This is a genomic window from Flagellimonas zhangzhouensis (assembly GCF_900102925.1).
Lineage (GTDB): Bacteria > Bacteroidota > Bacteroidia > Flavobacteriales > Flavobacteriaceae > Flagellimonas > Flagellimonas zhangzhouensis.
In genome coordinates, this window is record NZ_FNKI01000001.1 from 967,124 (window position 1) to 987,970 (window position 20,847).

Consider the following 20,847-nt stretch of genomic DNA (forward strand, 5'->3'; position numbering starts at 1 on the left):
AGCGTAGTCGAGAAGTCTTTTCATCCATTTTTAAAGTAGGTCTCGACCTGACATTTTCTTTGGACATGAATTAGCTAATACCTTCCCCGTTATTGACCCCATCTTCATCTGGGTTCACAAAAACGAGTTTACCTTCTTTATCCTCAGTCATCAAAATCATCCCTTCACTTTCTACGCCACGTAGTTTTCTAGGGGCCAAGTTCACCAAAACTGTAACCTTTTTACCAATGATGTCTTCAGGTTTAAAGCTTTCAGCAATTCCAGAAACAATGGTTCGTGTATCCAGACCCGTGTCTATTTTCAATACCAAAAGTTTGTTGGCCTTTGGCATTTTTTCTGCTTCTATAATGGTACCAACTCGCATATCGAGTTTGGCAAAATCATCGTAAGTGATGGTATCTTTTTGCGGCGCTACTTCTTTTTCCATTTGCGCGTTTATTTTTTTAGTGGCTTCTAGTTTATCCAATTGCTGTTGAATTTCTGAGTCTTCAATCTTACGGAAAAGCAATTCACTTTTGTTTATGGTGTGTCCAGCAGGAAGTAAACTGTCTTTAGTAGCTACACTTTCCCATGAAGTCTCGACTGCCTGCCCGTCCTGCAGGCGGGCGCTCGACCTGACATTAAGAATGCCTTTCAGTTTTTCCGAAGTAAATGGTAAAAAGGGTTCACTCAAAACCGCCAATCCAGTTGCAATTTGAAGTGCAACATACATAATGGTCTTTACGCGCTCCTCATCGGTTTTGATGAGTTTCCAAGGTTCCTCATCGGCCAAATATTTGTTGCCTAATCGGGCCAAGTTCATCAATTCTTGACTTCCTTCACGGAAACGATAGCGTTCCAAAGAGCTGGAAAGGATACCTGGATAGGTTTTTAATGTATTTAAGGTTTCCAAATCCGTTTCGGTGAACTCACCAGGAGTTGGAACTACGCCATCATAATATTTATGGGTAAGCACAGCGACACGGTTCACAAAGTTGCCAAAAATGGCCACCAATTCGTTGTTGTTGCGTGCCTGAAAATCCTTCCAAGTAAAATCATTGTCCTTTGTTTCTGGAGCATTGGCCGTTAATGCATAACGAAGTACGTCTTGCATATCTGGAAATTCTTCCAAGTATTCATGCAACCAAACCGCCCAGTTTTTGGAGGTGGACAATTTATTGCCTTCCAAGTTCAGGAATTCGTTGGCTGGAACATTCTCGGGTAACACAAAATCTCCATGGGCTTTTAGCATGCTCGGGAAGATGATACAGTGGAAAACAATATTATCTTTTCCAATAAAGTGCACCAATTTGGTGTCTTTGTCTTTCCAATAAGGCTCCCAATCTTTTCCTTCGCGTTCGGCCCATTCTTTGGTGGAAGAAATATATCCGATGGGGGCATCAAACCATACATACAATACTTTTCCTTCGCCACCTTCAACGGGAACGGGAATCCCCCAATCCAAATCGCGGGTTACCGCACGTGGTTTAAGGCCATCATCTATCCAAGATTTACATTGGCCATACACGTTGGGTTTCCAATCGGCTTTATGGCCTTCCAGAATCCATTCTTTTAAGAATCCTTCGTAACGATCTAAAGGTAAAAACCAATGTTTGGTTGTTTTTAGGGTCGGAACTGCACCTGTAATGGTCGATTTTGGGTTAATAAGGTCGGTAGCATTCAATGACGAACCACATCTTTCACATTGATCGCCATAAGCTTCTTCATTGCCACATTTTGGACATGTACCGATGACAAAACGATCGGCCAAAAATTGATTGGCTTCTTCATCGTACAATTGTTCGGTTACCTCTTCAATAAAATCCCCTGCTTCGTACATCTTTTTAAAGAAGTCTGAAGCTGTTTTATGGTGTACTTCCGCAGAAGTTCTGGAGTAATTGTCAAAAGAAATACCAAAATCCGCAAAGGATTTTTTAATGATAGCGTGGTATTTGTCAATGATTTCTTTTGGAGTAACACCCTCTTTTTTGGCTTTCATGGAGATGGCCACACCGTGTTCGTCGCTACCGCAAACAAAAGCGACATCATTGCCTTTTAGGCGAAGGTAACGGGAATAAATATCCGCAGGAACATAGACTCCTGCCAAATGCCCAATGTGAATGGGGCCATTGGTGTAGGGGAGTGCAGCTGTAATCGTATATCTTGATGGTGATGGGTTCTGGGCCATGAAAAATTCTAATTAGGCCCCAAAAATACTGATTTTAGCGGGATACTTCCTAAAAAAGGAAACCTCCAATAATGCGACCCAACTTGGGGTATGGGGTGCACTATCGAAGGCTTCCTAAAATTGAGGATTATAGTTCTTGTTTCTCTAAGAGATCATCACGGATTTACTCATTTTTTTCTCTCCTACAGATATGCGATAAATGTATTTTCCAGTGGAAAGGCTATCACGCATTCGTTCTCTAATATTGATTTCAACGGAACCTTCCAACATTATTTCGTTGAACAATGTTCCAACACGTTGTCCCAAAATATTGAAAAGTTCAATATCAACATGGGCCGAAACAGGCATCTCTAAATGAATATGCGGTGCTCGGGAACTTGGATAATAAGGTGAATGAACAATACCGTCCAAAATATCCACATTCGGGTTGTTCGGATCTTGACTTGGTGGTGTTTCGGGTAAAATTGGTGGATCGTTATCCATGGCAATATCCTCCAATGTTTCTCCACTACAATTAAATCCGAGGTCAATAGCTCTATAGGGGTGGCCCAAAAGGTGTTGTTCCACTAAATTTCTGGGTACACAAAGCCATTCGGCCAATACGGTTCCGTACAAATCCCTAAAATCCATGGTGTACTCTAAATTACCACGGTTGTTGGGTTCATCTAAAGATGGATGGTCGCCCACGAAGGCACTACCATTTAATCCAGAACCAAAAAATAGGGTTGGAGCGGCTTTTCCGTGATCGGTACCGTTGGAACCATTTTCAAAAATTCGTCGTCCGAATTCTGAGAAGGTCATACTCAACACATTATTGTCTTGTTCCGTGTACGCAAGGTCTTCATAGAAATTATTGATGGCCACGGATAGGTTACTCATCAATCTTTCATGCACTATAGGTTGATTGCCGTGGGTATCAAATCCACCCATAGAGATCATGTAGACTTTGGTGCCCAAGTTGCCTTTGATCAATCTAGCCAAAAGCGCTAATTGTCTAGCAAATCCATTATCTTGGTATTCCACTTGGTTTTGACCTGCCATATATGCATCGTGAATGGTGCCAGCATATTCGTAAGTGGTATTCGCAACCCCTCTTAAAAAACGAAGTTGGTCGCCATACATACAATTATCAAAAGGAGTATTGGCATCAACATCATAAAACAGACCTGTTTCTGCAATTTGCTCCAATTGATCCACATTGTTGGTAACAAAGGCGTAGTTGGTTTCCTCGCCCTGAAACACCAAGTTGGCCAAGTTTCCAATTTGAATAGCAGCAGGTGCTGGAGGAGGTGAAATCAGATAATCAGGATACAATTGTTCAAAATGTCTACCCATCCATCCTGTATTTTCACCCGAGAATCCTGTTGTGGTCAAATCGGTATTGGCAAAAATATCGGAACCCGTAAAGTGGGATAAACTTTGATTCTCGTATCCAACGCCGTGAACAGCTTTAAACTGTCCATCTCCCCAAAGGGATTCCAAAGCATTCATATAGGTAGGTACTCCAAAATCGTCCGTAAGTTTTAATACTTTACTTTCTGGAATGTAGATATTTGGCCTAGCATTGGCATAGGTGTCGTATTGTTGGATCGGAATTACGGTACTAAGACCGTCATTTCCACCTGATAAGCGAATCAGGATTAAAATATTATCGGTTTCTGCTGCCGCAACAGCTGCAGTAAGGGGAGAAGGCGCCGAGGCTGAAACAAAGTGGCTTCCTAAAAACATGGAGCCAGACCCCGCAATCCCAAGGGCTTGCACAAAGGAACGTCTACTCCATTTTTTGTGTTCCAAATCATGACCTTCGTGTTCTAGGCCTTTGTGAGGAGATGTATTGTGGTTATGGTGATTATCGCACATGGGTGATGGGGTTATTTAAGTTGAAACTCGGGTTCTCTGGACAAGTGGCGCAGTAAAACATAGACTTGGGTCGGTACTTCCATACTTGAAGAAAGCACCCACCATCCGTTACCGCCTGGAATGTAATCCGAAGAATAATAATCTTCTGGAACATCATCTATTTTGAAAGCATCCATAGCGCGTTCAAAATCAGCATCTGTCAAAAGGCCCTTGGGTGTAAACTTGTTTACCAATGCCCTAACCACGGTTTCTGGATTACTGGTATTGCTTTCGGCAGCCCCAACAGCATCCATCGCCAAGGTTCTAAATTGTTCATCGTTATCTTGGAAAGCTCTTTCCAAAAAGAATTCCATGGTGAGCCAACGACCAATTATAAAATTCGTATTGATCCATTGTCTGTCACGCTGCCAACCTTCCACTTCGGGAGGCTGAAAAAATCGTTGACCTAATAAGGAACAAGAATCGATCATTGTCAGTACATCGGAATCATCATACGTAAAGTTCGTTTCCTTTAAAAAATTGAAATAAAGGTCGATTGGACTTTTGATGATCACCCCAATTGTGGTTTCATCAAAAAAGTGTTGGCTTTTAAAGAGTTGACGCAGCACTGGTGCCAAATCGAAATTATTGGAGATAAAGGTTTGGGCCAACCCATCAATAATTTCAGGAGCATTTCCTCCTTCATCGTTGGTTGAATCGGGGTGTACAAAAAACTCATACAGCTTTTTACAAATGTACCATCCGATTTCATCAGGTCTTTGGTTGAATAAAATATCGATAACATCATCATACCCCCAATTACCTGTTTGCCCAAAAATGGTTTTGTTCTCGGTGTTGAATTCTTCTGGGTCAAATGTTACTTGGGTACAGCCTTCCTCACCACGTTCAGTGTAACCAGAAAGTGCTTTCGCGGTTTCAATAATGTCTTCTTCTGTATAATTGTTCCCTTCACCCAATGTAAAAAGCTCATAAAGCTCACGGGCGTAGTTTTCATTGGGATTATTACCTCTGTTTCGTACCCCATCCAAATAATAGAGCATGGCACTGGTTAGGCCAATTTCACTGGTGAAGGTCTTAAAATTGCCCAAGGCATTTCGCTGTAGGCAATTGATATAATAAAACAGGAACTGTGGACAATTATAAGTTTCCAACTGGGTCACAAAATGATTGCTCCAGAAAAAACTCAATCGATCTCTGAGGTTGTTGTCCAATAGTGCGTTTCCGTAGGCGGTTGTAAAATCCTCAATTTGTGCTCTCCGTATTTGACCTGCCAAATCATCATCAGCAGGATAGTTGGCATCGTTCCAATCGGCCCATTCGGGTGCTGGAATCAGTGGGGCAGCTAAAGCTTGGTCGACCAATGCATCTACCAAAGTACCTGCGGTTTGTCCCACAGCGGCATTTATGGTATCAACAGAGGCACTAAAACCTAGCCTTCGGTACAAATGGGCCGCACGTAACTCATCCAATGGAGTAGTATACGGCGCCAAAGTAGAGGAATTACAATTGATGAAGTACTCCATAGCAATGTCTGGCGTTAATTAGGTACATAGTTTTGGGGCAACTATATGTTTATGCTAGTGTTGGGGTGGTTCAATTGAGCCAACAAATTACAACCTTAACGTTCTAAAGTCCATCAACGACCAAATTTTTCGATGAAATGCGTAAAATTTTATAAAATTGGGTAATCGTATGGCAAATCATAACAAATTTGGGAAGCTTGGTGAGAAAATGGCAAAGGAACATTTGCTTGCTTCTGGATATGAGATTTGTGCCCAAAATTATCGCTTTCAAAAAGCTGAGGTCGATATCATTGCCTTAAAGCGGGATGTTTTGGTGATAGTGGAGGTGAAGTCAAGAAATAAAGGCTTTTTGGAGGATATATCAGAAGTAATCCACCCTAAAAAAGTGAAGCTTTTAGCCCTAGCGGCCAACCAGTATGTGGAAGAAAATGACCTGGATCTTGAGGTGCGTTTTGATGTAATTACAGTCATTAAAAACAGGGAAAAATTTGAAATTGAGCACTTTGAAAACGCATTTTATTTTTTCTAACCATTTGTTTGTTTTGTAACAATATGTTATTTTTGCTCAAAACCAATGAAGAATGAAAACCATATCTGCGGTAGTTGAGCACTACATTAAGAAAAAACCATTTCTGCAAACAGCTTTGGCACAGGGTATTATCAACCTTACATCATTATCTAGACAGATAAAACCCGAGATCGCCGAAGAATTGGGTAAGGATGTTAAAGATGGTGCCATTGTGATGGCATTGAAGCGTTTGTCCGACGATTTGGAGTTTAGGGCCACCCATCGTATTGTAAAGGTGCTCAAGAATATTGGTGAGATTACCGTTCGTTCCAACCTTTCCGATTATACCTTTTTGGCCTCCGATACCATTTTGGAACAACAGGCCAAATTGTTGGAAGAGGTCAATGAGAACCAAGATGTGTTTTATACTTCTTCAAGAGGTGTGAACGAGATCAACATTGTAATCAGCAATGTGATGGATAGCGTTGTGGAGAAATATTTCAAGAGTGAGCGTTGTACCCAAAAGGCTGAAGGGTTATCTTCGATTACGGTGAAATTACCTGCGGAGAACGTTTCAGTACCTGGAATTTATTATTTTATTTTTCAGCGATTGGCTTGGGAGGGCATTGTGCTATACGAAGTGATTTCGACAACCAACGAGTTTACTATTTTGGTGAACGATGAACAAGTGGATGTAGCTTTCCGAACCATTAAAGATCTAAAATCCTTATAATTTTTACATTGCCACGGGTTTCCTAAACTAAATGGGCATCTCCTTCGTTTAAGAAAAAGACACTTTTGAAGGAATGACCAAAAAACGGATTCTGCTGGGGATTTTGACCTTGTTTACACTTTATGTGTGTTACTTGGTGTACATATTTGTGTTATCTCCAAAAACCAATCTTCAGTCCATTTATTTGATTCCTCAGGATGCCGTTTTCATCATTGAATCGGAACAACCTGTGGAAAGTTGGGAAAAAGTAAGCAATAGTGAAGCTTGGAACCATCTTAAAAAGAACGATTACTTTTCCAATCTTACACAGAACATTCAAAGGGTAGATGGCATTTTTAAGGATAATCACAAACTCTTTGAGTTTTTTGATGATCGCTCCCTTTTTATTTCCATCCATATGATCTCCCCAAAAGACTATGGGATTTTTTATGTGTTGGATTTAAAACGTATTGCCAAACTTCAACTCCTCAAAACTTATTTGAATACGCTGTTGGATGATGGCTATGTGCTGAGCAAGCGCACTTATCATGAGCACGAAATTTTGGAAGTGCACGATAGGGATAGTAAGGAGACCATGCACTTGGCATTTATTAAAAATCAATTGGTGGCTTCATACACACATACTCTGGTTGAAGCATCCATTGATCAATATAATGAACCTATTTTGGGTCGAAATCTCAATTTTTTGGAAATCAATCAAAAGGTGGGACACGAGGATTTGTTCCGATTGTATACCCAATACCATTATTTTGATGACTATATTAAAATGTATTCGGATAGACCTTCCGATTGGGTGAAACGTGTGAGTGAGAACTTTTTGTTTTCTGGTTTTTATTTTGATTTGGATGAAAACGGTACCTTAACAGCCAATGGATATACCAATATTAGTGCTGTAAACGAGTATTATTTGGAGGCGCTTCAAAAATCAGGTACGGCTGAACGCTCTATTCCTAAAATTGCGCCAAATACTACGGCCCTTTATATGAGTTATGGTTTTGATAGTTTCTCCGAGTTCTATAAAAATTTTGAAATGGTCCAGCAAAGTGACCCCGAACAGTTTGATAGCTACCAAGAGGGGATTGCCAAAGTGGAAAAATTCCTGAAAATTGATGTCAAGGAGCATTTTGTGAGTTGGATAGGGGATGAAATTGGTGTGCTTCAAATTAAATCGCACATCAACCAAGGTAAAAATGATTTGGCTTTGGTCTTGAAAGCAAATAATGCAAAAGATGCTAAGACCAATCTGGATTTTGTGGTCGAACAAATCCGCAAGAAGACCCCAGTAAAGTTTAAAGCAGTTGATTATAAAGGATACGAAATCAATTTTCTTTCCATAAAGGGTTTCTTTAAAATGTTGTTGGGAGGTAGGTTTGATGAATTCGACAAACCCTATTTCACCCAAATGGATGATTTTGTGGTTTTTAGTGATAACCCCAATACCCTTAAGGGTATTATTGACAAAGTAACTGCAGGTGAAACTTTGTCCACTAATGAGGAATTTAGAAAGTTCGACGAACAATTTGATTCCGAATCCACGGTATTTGCCTATAGTAATGTGCCTTTATTGTTTGATAATATGTATGCGCTAGCTGATGCGCCGACCAAACAAAAAATGCGCAAGAACAAGGATTTTATCATCTGCTTCCCTCAAGTAGGATTGCAATTGACTCCTGAAGACGAACTTTTTGAAAGTAGATTGGTGTTGAACTATCGTGATGTGGAAGAGGTGAAAAAGACCAACAATCTTCCTAAGCAATCAGAGCCATCTACTCCAAACTTGGCAACAACCGAAATAACGGATGCTGTTTTTGATTTGAAACCCATTTATCCCAACGATTTAAATGCAGATTCATTCAGTAAAAAATATGCCAACGGAAATATTCGGTTTGAAGTTGAATTAAAGGATGGCTTAAAACATGGTCGTTACCAAGAATTCTATTTTGATGGAACTCGAAAAATCCGTGGTCGATTCCGAAATGACGAACAGGTGGGCACTTGGCGATTCTATAATCAAGAGGGAGAACAGATCTTTAAAAAACGGTTTTAGATTATTAATGTCATTCTGAGCTAAGCGAAGAATCTCTTTTAAATATATTTCCAAAGTCGATTGTAGCAATTCCTCAACAATCACTACCTTTCTTGCCCAAACCAAACCTCCGAAAAATGAAAAATTTGCTTTTTGCAACTGTTCTTCTAGTTGCATGCTCAACATCACTTCAAACCAACGCTCAACAGATCAATTTTCCTGACCGCTACGAAACTTGGAAAACTGCTGGAAAAGGGCAATTTAAGGTTGACCAAAAAGCGTTGGACAAAGCAGTGGAATATGCCAATGCGAACGAATATTCAGGTTCTAGGGATTTACGAATTGCCATTTTAAAAGGTTTTGAAAAAGAACCTTTTCATCAAATATTGGGACCGACCAAAAAACGCGGAGGTCCTGCAGGTATGATTATGAAAAATGGCTATGTTTTGGCTTCATGGGGTGATACCAAGCGTGTGGATATGACCTTTAGCGTGACCAAAAGTTTTTTATCAACCGTTGCTGGTCTTGCCGAAGATCAAGGTTTGATCAAGGATACCAAGGATAAGGTGGGTGGCTACATTTGGGATGGCACTTTTGATGGGGCCCACAATTCCAAAATCACTTGGGAGCACTTATTACAACAAAATTCTGATTGGTCAGGAGAACTTTGGGGAGGAAAAGATTGGGCAGACCGTCCACCAAGTGAAGGTGGCCTTGACGATTGGAAGTTTAGAACACTAAACGAGCCTGGCACTGTAATGGAGTATAATGATGTTCGCGTGAATGTGCTAGCTTATTCATTGACTCATGTTTGGAGAAAACCTGTTCCCTTGGTGCTTAAAGAAGAGGTGATGGATAAAATTGGGGCGACCACTTCTTGGAGATGGTTCGGATATGAAAATGCTTGGACCGTAATCGACGGAATTAAAATGAAATCCGTAACAGGTGGTGGACACTCAGGCGCTGGACTTTTTATTTCCACAGAAGACATGGCCCGTTTTGGAACCTTATTCTTGAACAACGGAAAATGGGAAGACGAGCAAATTATCAGTGAAGATTGGATCAAGAAAGCAACTACCCCATCTGTACCCAATGTGAACTATGGCTATATGTGGTGGTTGAACCAACAAGGTGGCCGTCATTGGGATGGTGTTCCAGAACATGTGTTCTATGCCGCTGGATTTGGTGGGAATTTTATTGTTGTGGATCAAAAAAGTGGATTGGTCATTGTGACCCGTTGGTTGGAACCTTCCAAAATTGGGGAGTTTGTAAAGCAGGTTTACGAGGCTTTTTAAAAAGACACGAATTTCACTAATTATCACGAATCATAATTGATGTCATTCCGTACGGATGCCGATCGTAGCCGAAGTATGACACGGAATCTCTAATATTTTTAGATTTCTCGTTGCCTTGCTCCATCGAAATGAAACCTTTAGGTGTTCTTGTCATTTCGAACGCCTGTCTGCCGAACAGGCAGAAATGTGAGAAATCTTATGCTAAGCTGAAATATTCTCTTTTTGAGGAGTAAACGCTTGAAGCACCTTCAAGGCCTTTTCCACATTGGTAATCCTGTCGAATGTAAGCAATAGGCGAAGTCCATTTCGGGTTTCTTTTTCTTTAAGTTTTACCAATTGCGGATGTGTTTGGGCATATTGAAGCACTTTGGTAAATGCAGGGCTTTGATAAAAACTGGATTGCTGATCGGCAATAAAGTATCCAACAAACTTGCCTTTTTTCATGATTACCCTTTCCAGACCAATATGTGTGGCAATCCATTTAATTCGAACTGAGTTCATCAAATCGACAGCTTGTTCAGGCAGTTCTCCAAATCGATCCACTAATTGAGCCTCAAATTTTTGCAGGCCCTCTTCGTCTTCAATATCATTTAATTGCGTGTACAGGTTCAGTCGCTCGGTAATATTGTTGACATAGTCATCTGGGAAAAGAAGTTCAAAATCGGTATCGAGCTGCATCTCTTTCACATACACTTTTTCTTTGTCGCCCTCAACTTCATCATATAAATCCTTGAACTCATTTTCTTTGAGTTCATCAATTGCTTCGGATAATATTTTTTGATAGGTCTCGAATCCAATTTCATTAATGAAACCGCTTTGCTCACCTCCCAAAAGATCACCTGCACCACGAATTTCCAAATCTTTCATGGCAATGTTGAAACCACTTCCCAAATCAGTGAACTGCTCCAAAGCTTCAATACGTTTTCGAGCTTCGGGGGTCATCACTTCATAAGGCGGAGTGATGAAGTAACAGAAAGCCTTTTTATTGCTTCGGCCTACACGACCACGCATTTGGTGAAGATCGCTCAAACCAAAATTATTGGCGTTATGAATGAAAATGGTGTTGGCGTTGGTCACATCCAATCCACTTTCAATAATCGTGGTGGAAACCAAAACATCAAACTCCCCATTCATAAAAGCTAGCATTAAGGCTTCCAGTTTTTTACCCTCCATTTGTCCATGTCCAATCCCGATTTTGGCATCGGGTACCAAACGTTGGATCATGCCCGCTACTTCCTTGATGTTCTCAATTCGGTTATGGATAAAGAATACCTGTCCGCCTCTTTGAATTTCATAGGAAACCGCATCACGAATAATCTCTTCGTTCAATCGAATCACCTGACTCTCGATAGGGTAACGGTTGGGTGGCGGGGTATTGATTACGGAAAGATCACGAGCCGCCATCAGACTAAATTGCAAGGTTCGTGGAATTGGAGTAGCGGTCAGGGTAAGCACATCCACATTTTGCTTAATGGAACGCAATTTTTCTTTTACTGAAACGCCAAATTTTTGTTCCTCATCAACAATCAATAAACCCAAATCCTTGAACTGCACATTTTTGTTCACCAGTTGATGGGTGCCAATGATAATGTCCACTTTTCCAGCAGCCAAACGTTCCAACACATCCTTTTTCTCCTTGGCAGTTCGGAAGCGGTTGAGGTATTCTACTGTAACGGGCATCTCTTTCAAACGTTCCCTAAAAGTTCTGCTATGTTGAAAGGCCAAAATGGTGGTCGGAACCAAAACCGCAACTTGTTTGCCATTGTCCACGGCTTTAAATGCGGCTCGTATGGCAACTTCTGTTTTACCAAAACCTACGTCGCCACAAACAAGTCGGTCCATGGGTCGTTCGCTCTCCATGTCCTTTTTTACATCTTGCGTACTTTTTTCTTGATCAGGCGTGTCCTCGTAAAGGAAAGAGGCTTCAAGTTCATATTGCAAATAGCTGTCTGGGGCGTATTGGAATCCTTTTTCCAATCGGCGTTTGGCATAGACTTGAATAAGGTCGAAGGCAATCTTTTTGACCCTTGCTTTGGTCTTTTGCTTTAACTTTTTCCAAGCTGCCGAACCCAACTTGAATATTTTTGGAGGTGCTCCATCCTTGCCGTTGTATTTCGAAATTTTATGGAGCGAGTGGATGCTTACGTAGAGAATATCGCGGTCACCATAAATGAGTTTAATGGCCTCTTGCTTTTTGCCCTCTACATCGATTTTTTGTAATCCACCAAACTTGCCGATACCATGGTCAATATGGGTCACGTAGTCCCCAATTTCCAATTTGTTGAGTTCCTTAAGCGTGATAGCTTGCTTTTTGGCATAGCCATTTTTTAAATGAAACTTGTGGTAACGTTCAAAAATTTGGTGGTCGGTATAACAGGCAATTTTTAAATCATGATCTAAAAAACCTTGGAAAAGTGGAAAAATGATGGTTTGATAATGCACCGTTTGGTCCACTTCATCAAAAATATCATGCAAACGTTTGGCCTGTTGCTCTGTGGAGCAAAATATATAGTTATTGAAACCTAAATCCCGATTTTCATTCAGGTTATCAATTAGAATATCAAACTTTTTATTGAAAGAAGGTTGTGGTTTGGTGTTGAATTGAATAATTGAAGCTGTCTTCCCGAGCGCAGTCGAGGGATTAGTTTCTGTCTGCTTCTCGACTCCGCTCGAAGTGACAGAAGTGTTCCCAATTTCAATGAATAAATAATCTTGCAACTGCTTTTTCAGCAAAGCTGAATCCAAAAATAGTTCTTTGGGTTGCGCATGTTTGATTTCCTTGCTCAACTTTGCAAAACTCTCTTCCGCTTTTTCAAAAAAGGAATCAATACGGTCGTAGATCAGTGCAGGGCTTTTGGCAAAGACCACCGTATTAGCCGAAATATATTTTAAAAAACTTTCCCGTATTTCCTCGGTGAATTTGTTTTCTACATTTGGAATGATCGTAATTTTCTTCACTTTGTCCGTCGAAAGTTGTGTCTCCACATCAAAAGTTCGGATGCTATCCACTTCATCCCCAAAAAACTCGATACGGTAGGGCTCATCATGCGAGAATGAAAAGACGTCGACAATACCCCCGCGAACTGAAAACTCTCCAGGTTCGGTGACAAAATCCACACGTTTAAACTGATATTCAAAAAGGACTTCGTTTAAAAAATCCAATGAGATTTCGTCGCCTAATTTAATCTTTTGGGTGTTCTTATCGAGTTCCTTTCGTGTCACCACTTTTTCAAAAAGGGCATCAGGATAGGTGACGATTACCGCAGGTTTTTTTCTAGAGTTGATGCGGTTGAGCACTTCCGCTCGCAACAATACATTGGCATTGTCCGTTTCCTCAATTTGATAGGGTCTTCGGTAACTTCCAGGATAAAAAAGCACATCTTTTTCACCAATCAATTGCTCCAAATCATTTAAATGATAGGCAGCTTCTTCCTTGTCGTTCAAAACCAACAAAAAGGGTGAATCGGCAGATTTGAATGCTTCTGAAACCACAAAGGAAAGTGAAGAACCCACCAGTCCTTTAAGGTTTATTTTTTGTGATGTTTCTGAAGCGTTATCTTGAGTTTGGGCAATAGTATCCCTCAGTTTCCCAAGTGGGGGAGACTGCTCAAAAAGTTGGGAAATCGGGGTTTTGGTCAATCCAAAAAACTTTGCGACAAAGATAAACCGCGGAAACTTTTACAAAAAATGTTTTTTTGGGTTTCTTGCCTAATAATTGTTTGACACAAATGGCACGAATTATTGCAGATGAACGGTATGTCATTCCGCACCTGATGCGGAATCCATTAGTTTTTAAGTGGATTCCTGCTTTCGCAGGAATGACAATTGGCTATAGTTCCCTGAGCGGTAGGCTAAGCAAAGTAGAAGAAAAGCGAAGAATCTAATTAAGGGTTTGACGCGAATGGCTCGAATTAACTCGAATATTCCAATGTCATTTCGAGCGAAGTCGAGAAATCTTATAAACCATTTACGATGAGATGCTGAATCAAGTTCAGCATGACATACAAACTCTAAATTTTAATGATACTATCCTCAACAATAGCAAATACTTCATCCGATTTTTTGGGATCAAGGGAGTGTGTGCCCGTGAATTGACCAAAAGCAGGTAATATCATTTGATTCTCAGACTTGAAAAAACAGGGTAATTTTAAACGGTCTCTTCCTATTCCTTTGAGTTTGATGGATGGATGGACATGCCCGCAAAAGGTGAAGTAACCCTCTCGCTCTTCGGGATGATGGGTCAAAAAGAAAGAATCAATGACCAATTCTGGGAAAATGGAAACCTTTATTTTTTCAAACTTTTCAGGTGCAATGATGTCATGATTTCCCGCTACCAATACTATTTCAGCTGGTGTTTTAGCGACCCAATTTTCAAACAATTCCCATTCCTTGTTCAATGATGAATGGAACAAATCCCCTAAAAAACAAATTTGAAAAGGCTCAAAATCAGCAACGATTTTATCCAACAATAGAAAGTTTTTGTGAATGGCCTTTCTTGGAACTGCAGCGCCAAACTTTCTAAAATGGGATACTTTCCCCAAATGCACATCACTGATCAGCAAAAGGGATTTTGCTTCCCAAAACAATCCGCCCAAAGGGTGGAGATGAAAATCTTGGTTATGTATTTGAATTTTTTGCATCATTTGCATTGACACCTCAAATTTAGTTCAATTGTCATTTCGAGCGCAGTCGAGAAATCTTAAAAATATATTTCTCAATCGTCGTTGCACTCCTCATTTCGAAATGACTTTTTGGCGTCATGCTGAACTTGATTCAGCATCTCACTCAAATTGGATTCCGTTTGGTACTTCGGCTACGCTCAGTATCCGCACGGAATGACATACAAGGAAAAATCTAATTATTTGGTCAATTTAGCCATCATTTTTTTAATGCGATCCGCCAATTTTTCATTGGATAGTTTTTCCCGTAGTCTATCGGTTATAATTGGAAATGAAAAAGGCGTGGGCTGTGAACACTGTTTCCAAACTATTTCTTGTTGGGCAATGCGCTCCAAAGCCAATCGTAAACGCCCCTCTTCCAATTGATGTTCAAAAGTTTCGGTGTACGCTTGTTGGTAAAGCAAATTATCATCCTCAAAATCACGGAAAACATCAAACAGCAATTGGGAACTGCTTTGCAGATGCTTCATTTTTATGCCTTTTCCAGGTTGTCCCGTAAACACCATTCCGCTGATAACAGCAATGTCACGGAACTTTCTTCGGGCCATTTCGTTGGAGTTCAAACTTTTTTGAAGATCGGACAACATATATTCTGGAGTGAAAAGATTGTTGTCCAAAACCTCTTGGATATCAATTTCTCGGTCAGAAAGTAATTCGAATCCATAATCGTTGAACGCGAGTGAGCAGGTGATGGGTGACAACAAACTGATACGATAGGCCAATAAACTGCTCATTCCCTCGTGGATGGCACGTCCCTCAAAGGGGTAAAACATATGGTGGAAGCCATCTCGTGTTTTGAACGTTTCAATCAAAAACTGATGGGGTTGGGGAACAATGCTTTCTTCTCGCTGTTTGGAAAACATTTGTTCCAATGCTTGAATTTCTTCCGATTGTTCCGAAATGTCCAACTCGGCTGTATAAAGTTCTTGACGTAGTAATTCGGACATTTTTGCTGAAAAACTCAAACGGCCGCCCATCCAACTGGGTACTTTGTTGGTTCTTTTGTTTGAATTTCGAACATGGGCAGACATCCCCTGGATTCTTATAAACTCCAAATTTCGACCAGCAAAGGTGAAAACATCCCCAGGACTTAATTTGGAGATAAAATATTCTTCAATAGTGCCAATGTAGCCTCCTTTTTGATAGCGAACGGAAATGGAAGCGTCACCAACTATGGTTCCGATTTGGAATCGGTGTCGCATGGCAACCATCCTACTGTTCACCACAAATTTGCCATCATTTTTAACCTCTACTTTTTTGTATTCGTCATAAGTTTTTAGACTTTGACTCCCCATCACCAAAAAATTGAGCAACCATTGCCATTGCTCATCAGAAATGGCTTGAAAGCAAAATGTCTGTTTGATTTCGGGATAAATTTCGTCAGGATAAAACCCGTCCGAAACAGCCAAGGTTGTTAAATATTGAATAAGTACATCAAAACTGTTCAAGTAAGGAATTCGGTCTTCCACTGCACTGTTCAGTACTGCCTTTTGCATGGCAGAAGCCTCAATAAGTTCCATGGCATGTGTGGGCAAAAAATAGATGACACTTTCCTTTCCTGGGCGGTGTCCGCTGCGTCCCGCACGTTGCAAAAATCGGGCAACGCCTTTAGGTCCCCCAATTTGGACGACTGTTTCCACGGGAGCAAAATCTACTCCGAGATCTAAGCTGGAAGTGCAGACCACGGCTTTTAAACTTTCATTTCGAATGGCCTGTTCCACCCAAAGTCGGGTTTCTTTGTTGATGCTACCGTGGTGCATGGCCATTTCACCAGCAAACTCTGGATACTTTTCCAGAATTTTTTGAAACCAGATTTCACATTGACTTCGGGTATTGGTAAAAAGCAAAGTGGTTCTACTTTTTTTGATGATTGGAATCACTTGGTCCAACAAATGCAATCCCAAATGCCCGCGCCAAGGAAAAGTTTCCATTTCCTTTGGAATAATACTCTTTACCGTGATTTTTTTATTGAGGTTGGCTTTGATCAAAACTGAATTTTCGAGTTCAGGTGAGGTTGGTCCCAATAAAACTTCTCTTGCTTGTTCCAGATTGCCTATAGTTGCCGATATGCCCCAAATGCGTAATTCTTTACAAACTGTTTTTAATCGGGAAAGACCTAATTCCATCTGAACCCCTCGTTTGGAACCTAATAGTTCATGCCACTCGTCTACCACAATGGCAGTACAGTCCTTAAAAGTTTTGGCATACCCTTTTGAGGAGAGCAACAGATGAAGACTTTCAGGAGTAGTGATCAACAAATCGGGCATGTTGGTACGCATTTTTGCCCGTTCTTTGGTTGAAGTATCTCCAGTTCGGATGCCAACCGTCATTTGAGTGTCCAAATCTTGGGTAATTCGTTCTGCAGATTGTTTTATTTCTTGCGAAAGAGCACGGAGTGGGGTAATCCAAATCGCTTTTAATCCTTTTTTATGTTTGGTTTTATAGTCGGGATGGTTTTTGATGTAATTCAAAACAATCGGAAACCAGAGGGCATAGGTTTTTCCGCTTCCCGTGGGTGCATTCAACAATCCATGTTTACCATCCAAAAAGACCTTCCAGGTCTCTTTTTGAAACGGAAATGGTGTCCAATTTTGCTCTTGGAACCAATTTTTGGCAATATGAAAAAGTTCAGGGTCTTGCAGGGTAGAGCTACTTAAAATTGAAAATTACGAATTTCTTTCATGGGTTTGTACCTGCTTTTTTGCGATAAGATTTATATTTGTTGCACAAAATTAGAGACATGCCAATTTTAGATCTTTACGAGCACGGAGACCATAGAAAAAACTTGGCCCATTTTGCCACTTTGGCAAGTTTGGCCGCGATAGATGGTGAGATCAATCCAGAGGAGAAAGCAATTCTGGAAAAATTTGCCTTTAAATTGAACATTACCGAAGCCGAGATTAAGGAGGTAATGAAAAAGGAAAATAAATACCCAATTGAAACGCCTCACAGTGGTGAAAAAAGATTTAAAAGATTATTTGAGTTCTTTCAAATAATTTTCAGTGACCACGGTATTGACAAAGAAGAGCGATTATTGGTAGAAAAATATGCGGTAGGTCTTGGCTTTTCACCTAAGAAAGCTTCGGAAATTGTAGACAAGTCCATCGCAATCTTCACTGGTAAAATCCCATTCGAAGATTACCACGAATTGGTTACTCGTTAAGAACGAGACATAAATTCTTCGGCTTTTTCCACCATTTTTTTACTTCCGCAGAAGAAAGGAACTCTTTCGTGCAATTCTGTAGGTTGAATGTCCATGATGCGTCTGTATCCATCACTGGCTTTTCCATTGGCTTGTTCGGCCAAAAATGCCATGGGGTTACATTCATAAAGTAAACGAAGCTTACCATTTTGAGCTTTGCTGCTTTTTGGATACATGTAGATTCCTCCTTTGATCATGTTCCTATGAAAGTCTGAAACCAAGGATCCAATATACCTTGAGGTATAAGGTCGGTCGCCCTCTTCCATCTGGCAATACTTAATATAATCTTTAACGCCTTGCGGAAAGTGGATGTAGTTCCCTTCGTTTACAGAGTAAATTTGTCCATCTTCTGGAAATTGCATGTTAGGATGCGAAAGATAAAAAGTTCCCAAGGCAGGGTTTAAGGTGAAACCATTTACGCCATGCCCTGTAGTGTAAACATACATGGTTGATGTGCCATAAATAATATATCCTGCTGCAATTTGGTTTTTACCAGGTTGAAGAAAATCTTCCAAAGTAACAGGAGTCCCCACAGGAGTCACTCGTCGGTATATCGAAAAAATAGTTCCAACCGATACATTTACATCTATGTTGGAGGACCCATCCAAAGGATCGATCAGAACCACATATTTATTCTGGTGCTGCCTGTCAAAACTATTGATGCTGATAAAATCATCTTCCTCTTCGGAAGCAATACCACATACAATTTCACGGTTCTTCAGTGTTTCAATAAATTTTTCGTTTGCCAACACATCCAATTTTTGTTGGTCTTCACCTTGAATGTTGGTGTCACCCGCAGCTCCAGTGATATCAACAAGCCCAGCTTTATTTACCTCATGGTTCACTACTTTGGCCGCCAAACGAATGCCATTTAGTAGTCTAGAAAGTTCCCCTGAAGTGTATCGAAATGAGTTTTGGTTGGCGATGATGAACTCGCCCATGGTGAGTCGCTGTTTATCGAACATGAAAGGCTGTTTTATTTATAGGCAAATATCGTGCATTTTGTGAAACTACAACGTTTTCGTTGGAGATTACTTTTGAAATTTTATAACTTTGAGTTTTATTTATAACAATATGGATTTTTCAATACGGGATGCACGACCCGAAGACATGGAACAAGTACTAGGGCTGATTCAGGAACTGGCTGATTTTGAAAAGGAACCTGATGCGGTAGAAGTCACTGTGGAGGACCTTATAAAGGATGGTTTTGAAGGAGAGAAGATGTTCCATTGTTTTGTGGCTGAAACTTCAGAAGGTATTGCTGGTATCGCATTGGTGTATCCGAGATATTCCACTTGGAAAGGACCTGCCATTCATTTGGAAGATCTTATTGTGGCTGAACGTATGCGAGGAAGTGGTTTAGGTTCTGCCTTATTGGATGAAGTTATAAAGTATGGTCACAACCTTGGCGTTCGACGTATTTGTTGGGAGGTTTTGGATTGGAATGAACCCGCCATTGAGTTTTACGAGAAAAAAGGAGCCAAAGTACTGCGCGATTGGGATGTAGTACAAATGGACGAAACAGGAATTAAAAATTATATGGAAACCCTTAACTAGGTTTTCAAACAAATAAGAGCATAAAATACATGAGAGTATTTAAGTTTGGAGGAGCATCGGTTAAAGATGCAGATGCGGTAAAAAATGTGGTGAGCGTTTTACAAGAAGTGGGTTACAAAGACACCTTGGTTGTAATTTCCGCTATGGGAAAGACCACCAATGCCATGGAAAATGTGGTGGAGTCTTACTTTAATGATAAAAATAATCTACCAACAGCCATTCAAGAAGTTGAGGAATATCACCAGGGGATTTTAGCCGATCTATTTGAAAACCCACAACACCCAATTCACGCAAAAGTGAAATTGCTTTTTGAGGAGTTGAAAGGATTTTTGGCTTGGAACAAGTCCCCTAAATATGCCTTTGTCTATGATCAAGTGGTATGTTATGGTGAATTGTTGTCGACCACCATTATGAGTGCCTATTTGAATGAAGTGAACATTCCAAATACATGGTTGGATGTGCGTAGCATGATCAAAACGGATAACACCTATCGCGATGCACAAGTAAATTGGGAACGTACCCAAGCAGAAGTGGTGAACCATGTGGATATGGCCAATTTGAACATCACCCAAGGATTTTTGGGCAGTGACGATAATAACTTTACTACTACTTTAGGCCGTGAAGGTTCGGATTATACCGCAGCAATTCTGGCCTATTGCTTAAATGCCGAATCGGTGACCATTTGGAAAGATGTTCCTGGCGTGTTGAATGCTGACCCACGAAATTTTGAAAATGCGGAATTGTTGGAACAGATTTCCTATCGTGAGGCCATTGAGTTGGCATTTTATGGCGCATCGGTTATTCACCCAAAAACATTACAGCCACTTCAAAGAAAAGAAATTCCTCTGCATGTGAAATCTTTTGTAAGCCCAAAAGATCCTGGAACCACAGTTGGGAAAGGAGTAGGCATTGTGCCCAAAGTGCCTTGTTTTATTGTGAAAAAGAATCAAGTGTTGTTGAAATTATCATCTTTGGATTTCTCATTCATTGTGGAAAATAATATCAGCGAAATTTTCAAATTGTTCCATGATCATCGACTAAAAGTGGATATGATCCAGAATTCAGCCATTAGTTTTTCGGTTTGTTTGGACAATAAATTCAAAGGACTTCAACCTTTGTTGGAAGAGTTAAAACGCAAATTCAAAGTAGTATGTCACGAAGATGTATCACTTTATACCATTCGTCATTTTAATGATGAGGCCGTAAAATCACTTCAAAATGGAAAATCTGTTTTGGTGGAACAGCGTGGAAAAGAGACCGTTCAGTTGGTGGTGAAATAGGATTGTTAGATTTCATA

The 20,847-nt window shown here is 40.4% G+C and carries 14 protein-coding genes; 7 read left to right on the forward strand and 7 right to left on the reverse strand.

Annotation, left to right across the window (positions count from 1 at the left end; all coding sequences use genetic code 11):
• Positions 1–70 precede the first annotated feature (70 nt).
• From metG to BLQ18_RS04280, 3 genes are all read right to left on the reverse strand, one after another.
• Positions 71–2,167: a methionine--tRNA ligase gene (gene metG / locus BLQ18_RS04270; protein ID WP_090293012.1), complete on the reverse strand. Its 2,097-nt coding sequence runs from the start codon at positions 2,165–2,167 to the stop codon at positions 71–73.
• Between the two features lie 144 nt (positions 2,168–2,311).
• On the reverse strand, positions 2,312–4,027 hold the full coding sequence (locus tag BLQ18_RS04275) for a DUF1501 domain-containing protein (protein ID WP_090293015.1): 1,716 nt from the start codon (positions 4,025–4,027) through the stop codon (positions 2,312–2,314).
• A gap of 11 nt (positions 4,028–4,038) precedes the next feature.
• Positions 4,039–5,550, reverse strand: a complete 1,512-nt coding sequence (locus BLQ18_RS04280; protein WP_090293017.1) for a DUF1800 family protein — start codon at positions 5,548–5,550, stop codon at positions 4,039–4,041.
• A 169-nt stretch (positions 5,551–5,719) separates the two neighbouring features.
• Between BLQ18_RS04280 and BLQ18_RS04285 the strand changes: the two genes are divergently transcribed.
• The 4 genes from BLQ18_RS04285 (at position 5,720) to BLQ18_RS04300 (ending at position 10,112) form a co-directional block, all read left to right on the forward strand.
• Complete coding sequence (locus BLQ18_RS04285) at positions 5,720–6,079, forward strand: YraN family protein (protein ID WP_090293020.1); 360 nt, start codon at positions 5,720–5,722, stop codon at positions 6,077–6,079.
• 52 nt (positions 6,080–6,131) lie between these two features.
• Positions 6,132–6,791 carry an aspartate kinase gene (locus tag BLQ18_RS04290; RefSeq protein WP_090293023.1) on the forward strand — a complete coding sequence of 220 codons (660 nt, stop codon included), beginning with the start codon at positions 6,132–6,134 and terminating at the stop codon, positions 6,789–6,791.
• Between the two features lie 73 nt (positions 6,792–6,864).
• A complete protein-coding gene (locus BLQ18_RS04295) occupies positions 6,865–8,838 on the forward strand; it encodes a DUF3352 domain-containing protein (RefSeq protein ID WP_090293025.1) in 1,974 nt (657 codons plus the stop codon).
• Between the two features lie 116 nt (positions 8,839–8,954).
• Complete coding sequence (locus BLQ18_RS04300) at positions 8,955–10,112, forward strand: serine hydrolase domain-containing protein (protein WP_090293027.1); 1,158 nt, start codon at positions 8,955–8,957, stop codon at positions 10,110–10,112.
• A 201-nt stretch (positions 10,113–10,313) separates the two neighbouring features.
• Here the strand turns inward: BLQ18_RS04300 and mfd are convergent, their stop codons facing one another.
• The 3 genes from mfd to BLQ18_RS04315 form a co-directional block, all read right to left on the reverse strand.
• Positions 10,314–13,751 (reverse strand): transcription-repair coupling factor, encoded by a 3,438-nt coding sequence (gene mfd / locus BLQ18_RS04305; RefSeq protein ID WP_090293029.1) that lies wholly within the window; start codon positions 13,749–13,751, stop codon positions 10,314–10,316.
• 371 nt (positions 13,752–14,122) lie between these two features.
• On the reverse strand, positions 14,123–14,755 hold the full coding sequence (gene pdeM / locus BLQ18_RS04310) for a ligase-associated DNA damage response endonuclease PdeM (RefSeq protein WP_090293030.1): 633 nt from the start codon (positions 14,753–14,755) through the stop codon (positions 14,123–14,125).
• A 215-nt stretch (positions 14,756–14,970) separates the two neighbouring features.
• Positions 14,971–17,433: a ligase-associated DNA damage response DEXH box helicase gene (locus tag BLQ18_RS04315; protein ID WP_090293032.1), complete on the reverse strand. Its 2,463-nt coding sequence runs from the start codon at positions 17,431–17,433 to the stop codon at positions 14,971–14,973.
• A 98-nt stretch (positions 17,434–17,531) separates the two neighbouring features.
• Here BLQ18_RS04315 and BLQ18_RS04320 point away from each other — a divergent pair, with 98 nt between their 5' ends.
• On the forward strand, positions 17,532–17,954 hold the full coding sequence (locus BLQ18_RS04320) for a tellurite resistance TerB family protein (RefSeq protein WP_090293035.1): 423 nt from the start codon (positions 17,532–17,534) through the stop codon (positions 17,952–17,954).
• Here the strand turns inward: BLQ18_RS04320 and fbp are convergent.
• Positions 17,951–18,958 carry a class 1 fructose-bisphosphatase gene (fbp, locus tag BLQ18_RS04325; protein ID WP_090293037.1) on the reverse strand — a complete coding sequence of 336 codons (1,008 nt, stop codon included), beginning with the start codon at positions 18,956–18,958 and terminating at the stop codon, positions 17,951–17,953. The genes BLQ18_RS04320 and fbp overlap by 4 nt on opposite strands.
• A gap of 109 nt (positions 18,959–19,067) precedes the next feature.
• On the opposite strand from fbp, the gene BLQ18_RS04330 reads away from it, so the two are divergent.
• Together BLQ18_RS04330 and BLQ18_RS04335 are read left to right on the forward strand one after the other, a co-directional pair.
• Positions 19,068–19,550: a GNAT family N-acetyltransferase gene (locus BLQ18_RS04330; protein WP_090293040.1), complete on the forward strand. Its 483-nt coding sequence runs from the start codon at positions 19,068–19,070 to the stop codon at positions 19,548–19,550.
• A 29-nt stretch (positions 19,551–19,579) separates the two neighbouring features.
• Positions 19,580–20,830, forward strand: coding sequence for an aspartate kinase (locus BLQ18_RS04335; RefSeq protein ID WP_090293041.1), 1,251 nt, complete (start codon positions 19,580–19,582; stop codon positions 20,828–20,830).
• Positions 20,831–20,847: the final 17 nt, after the last annotated feature.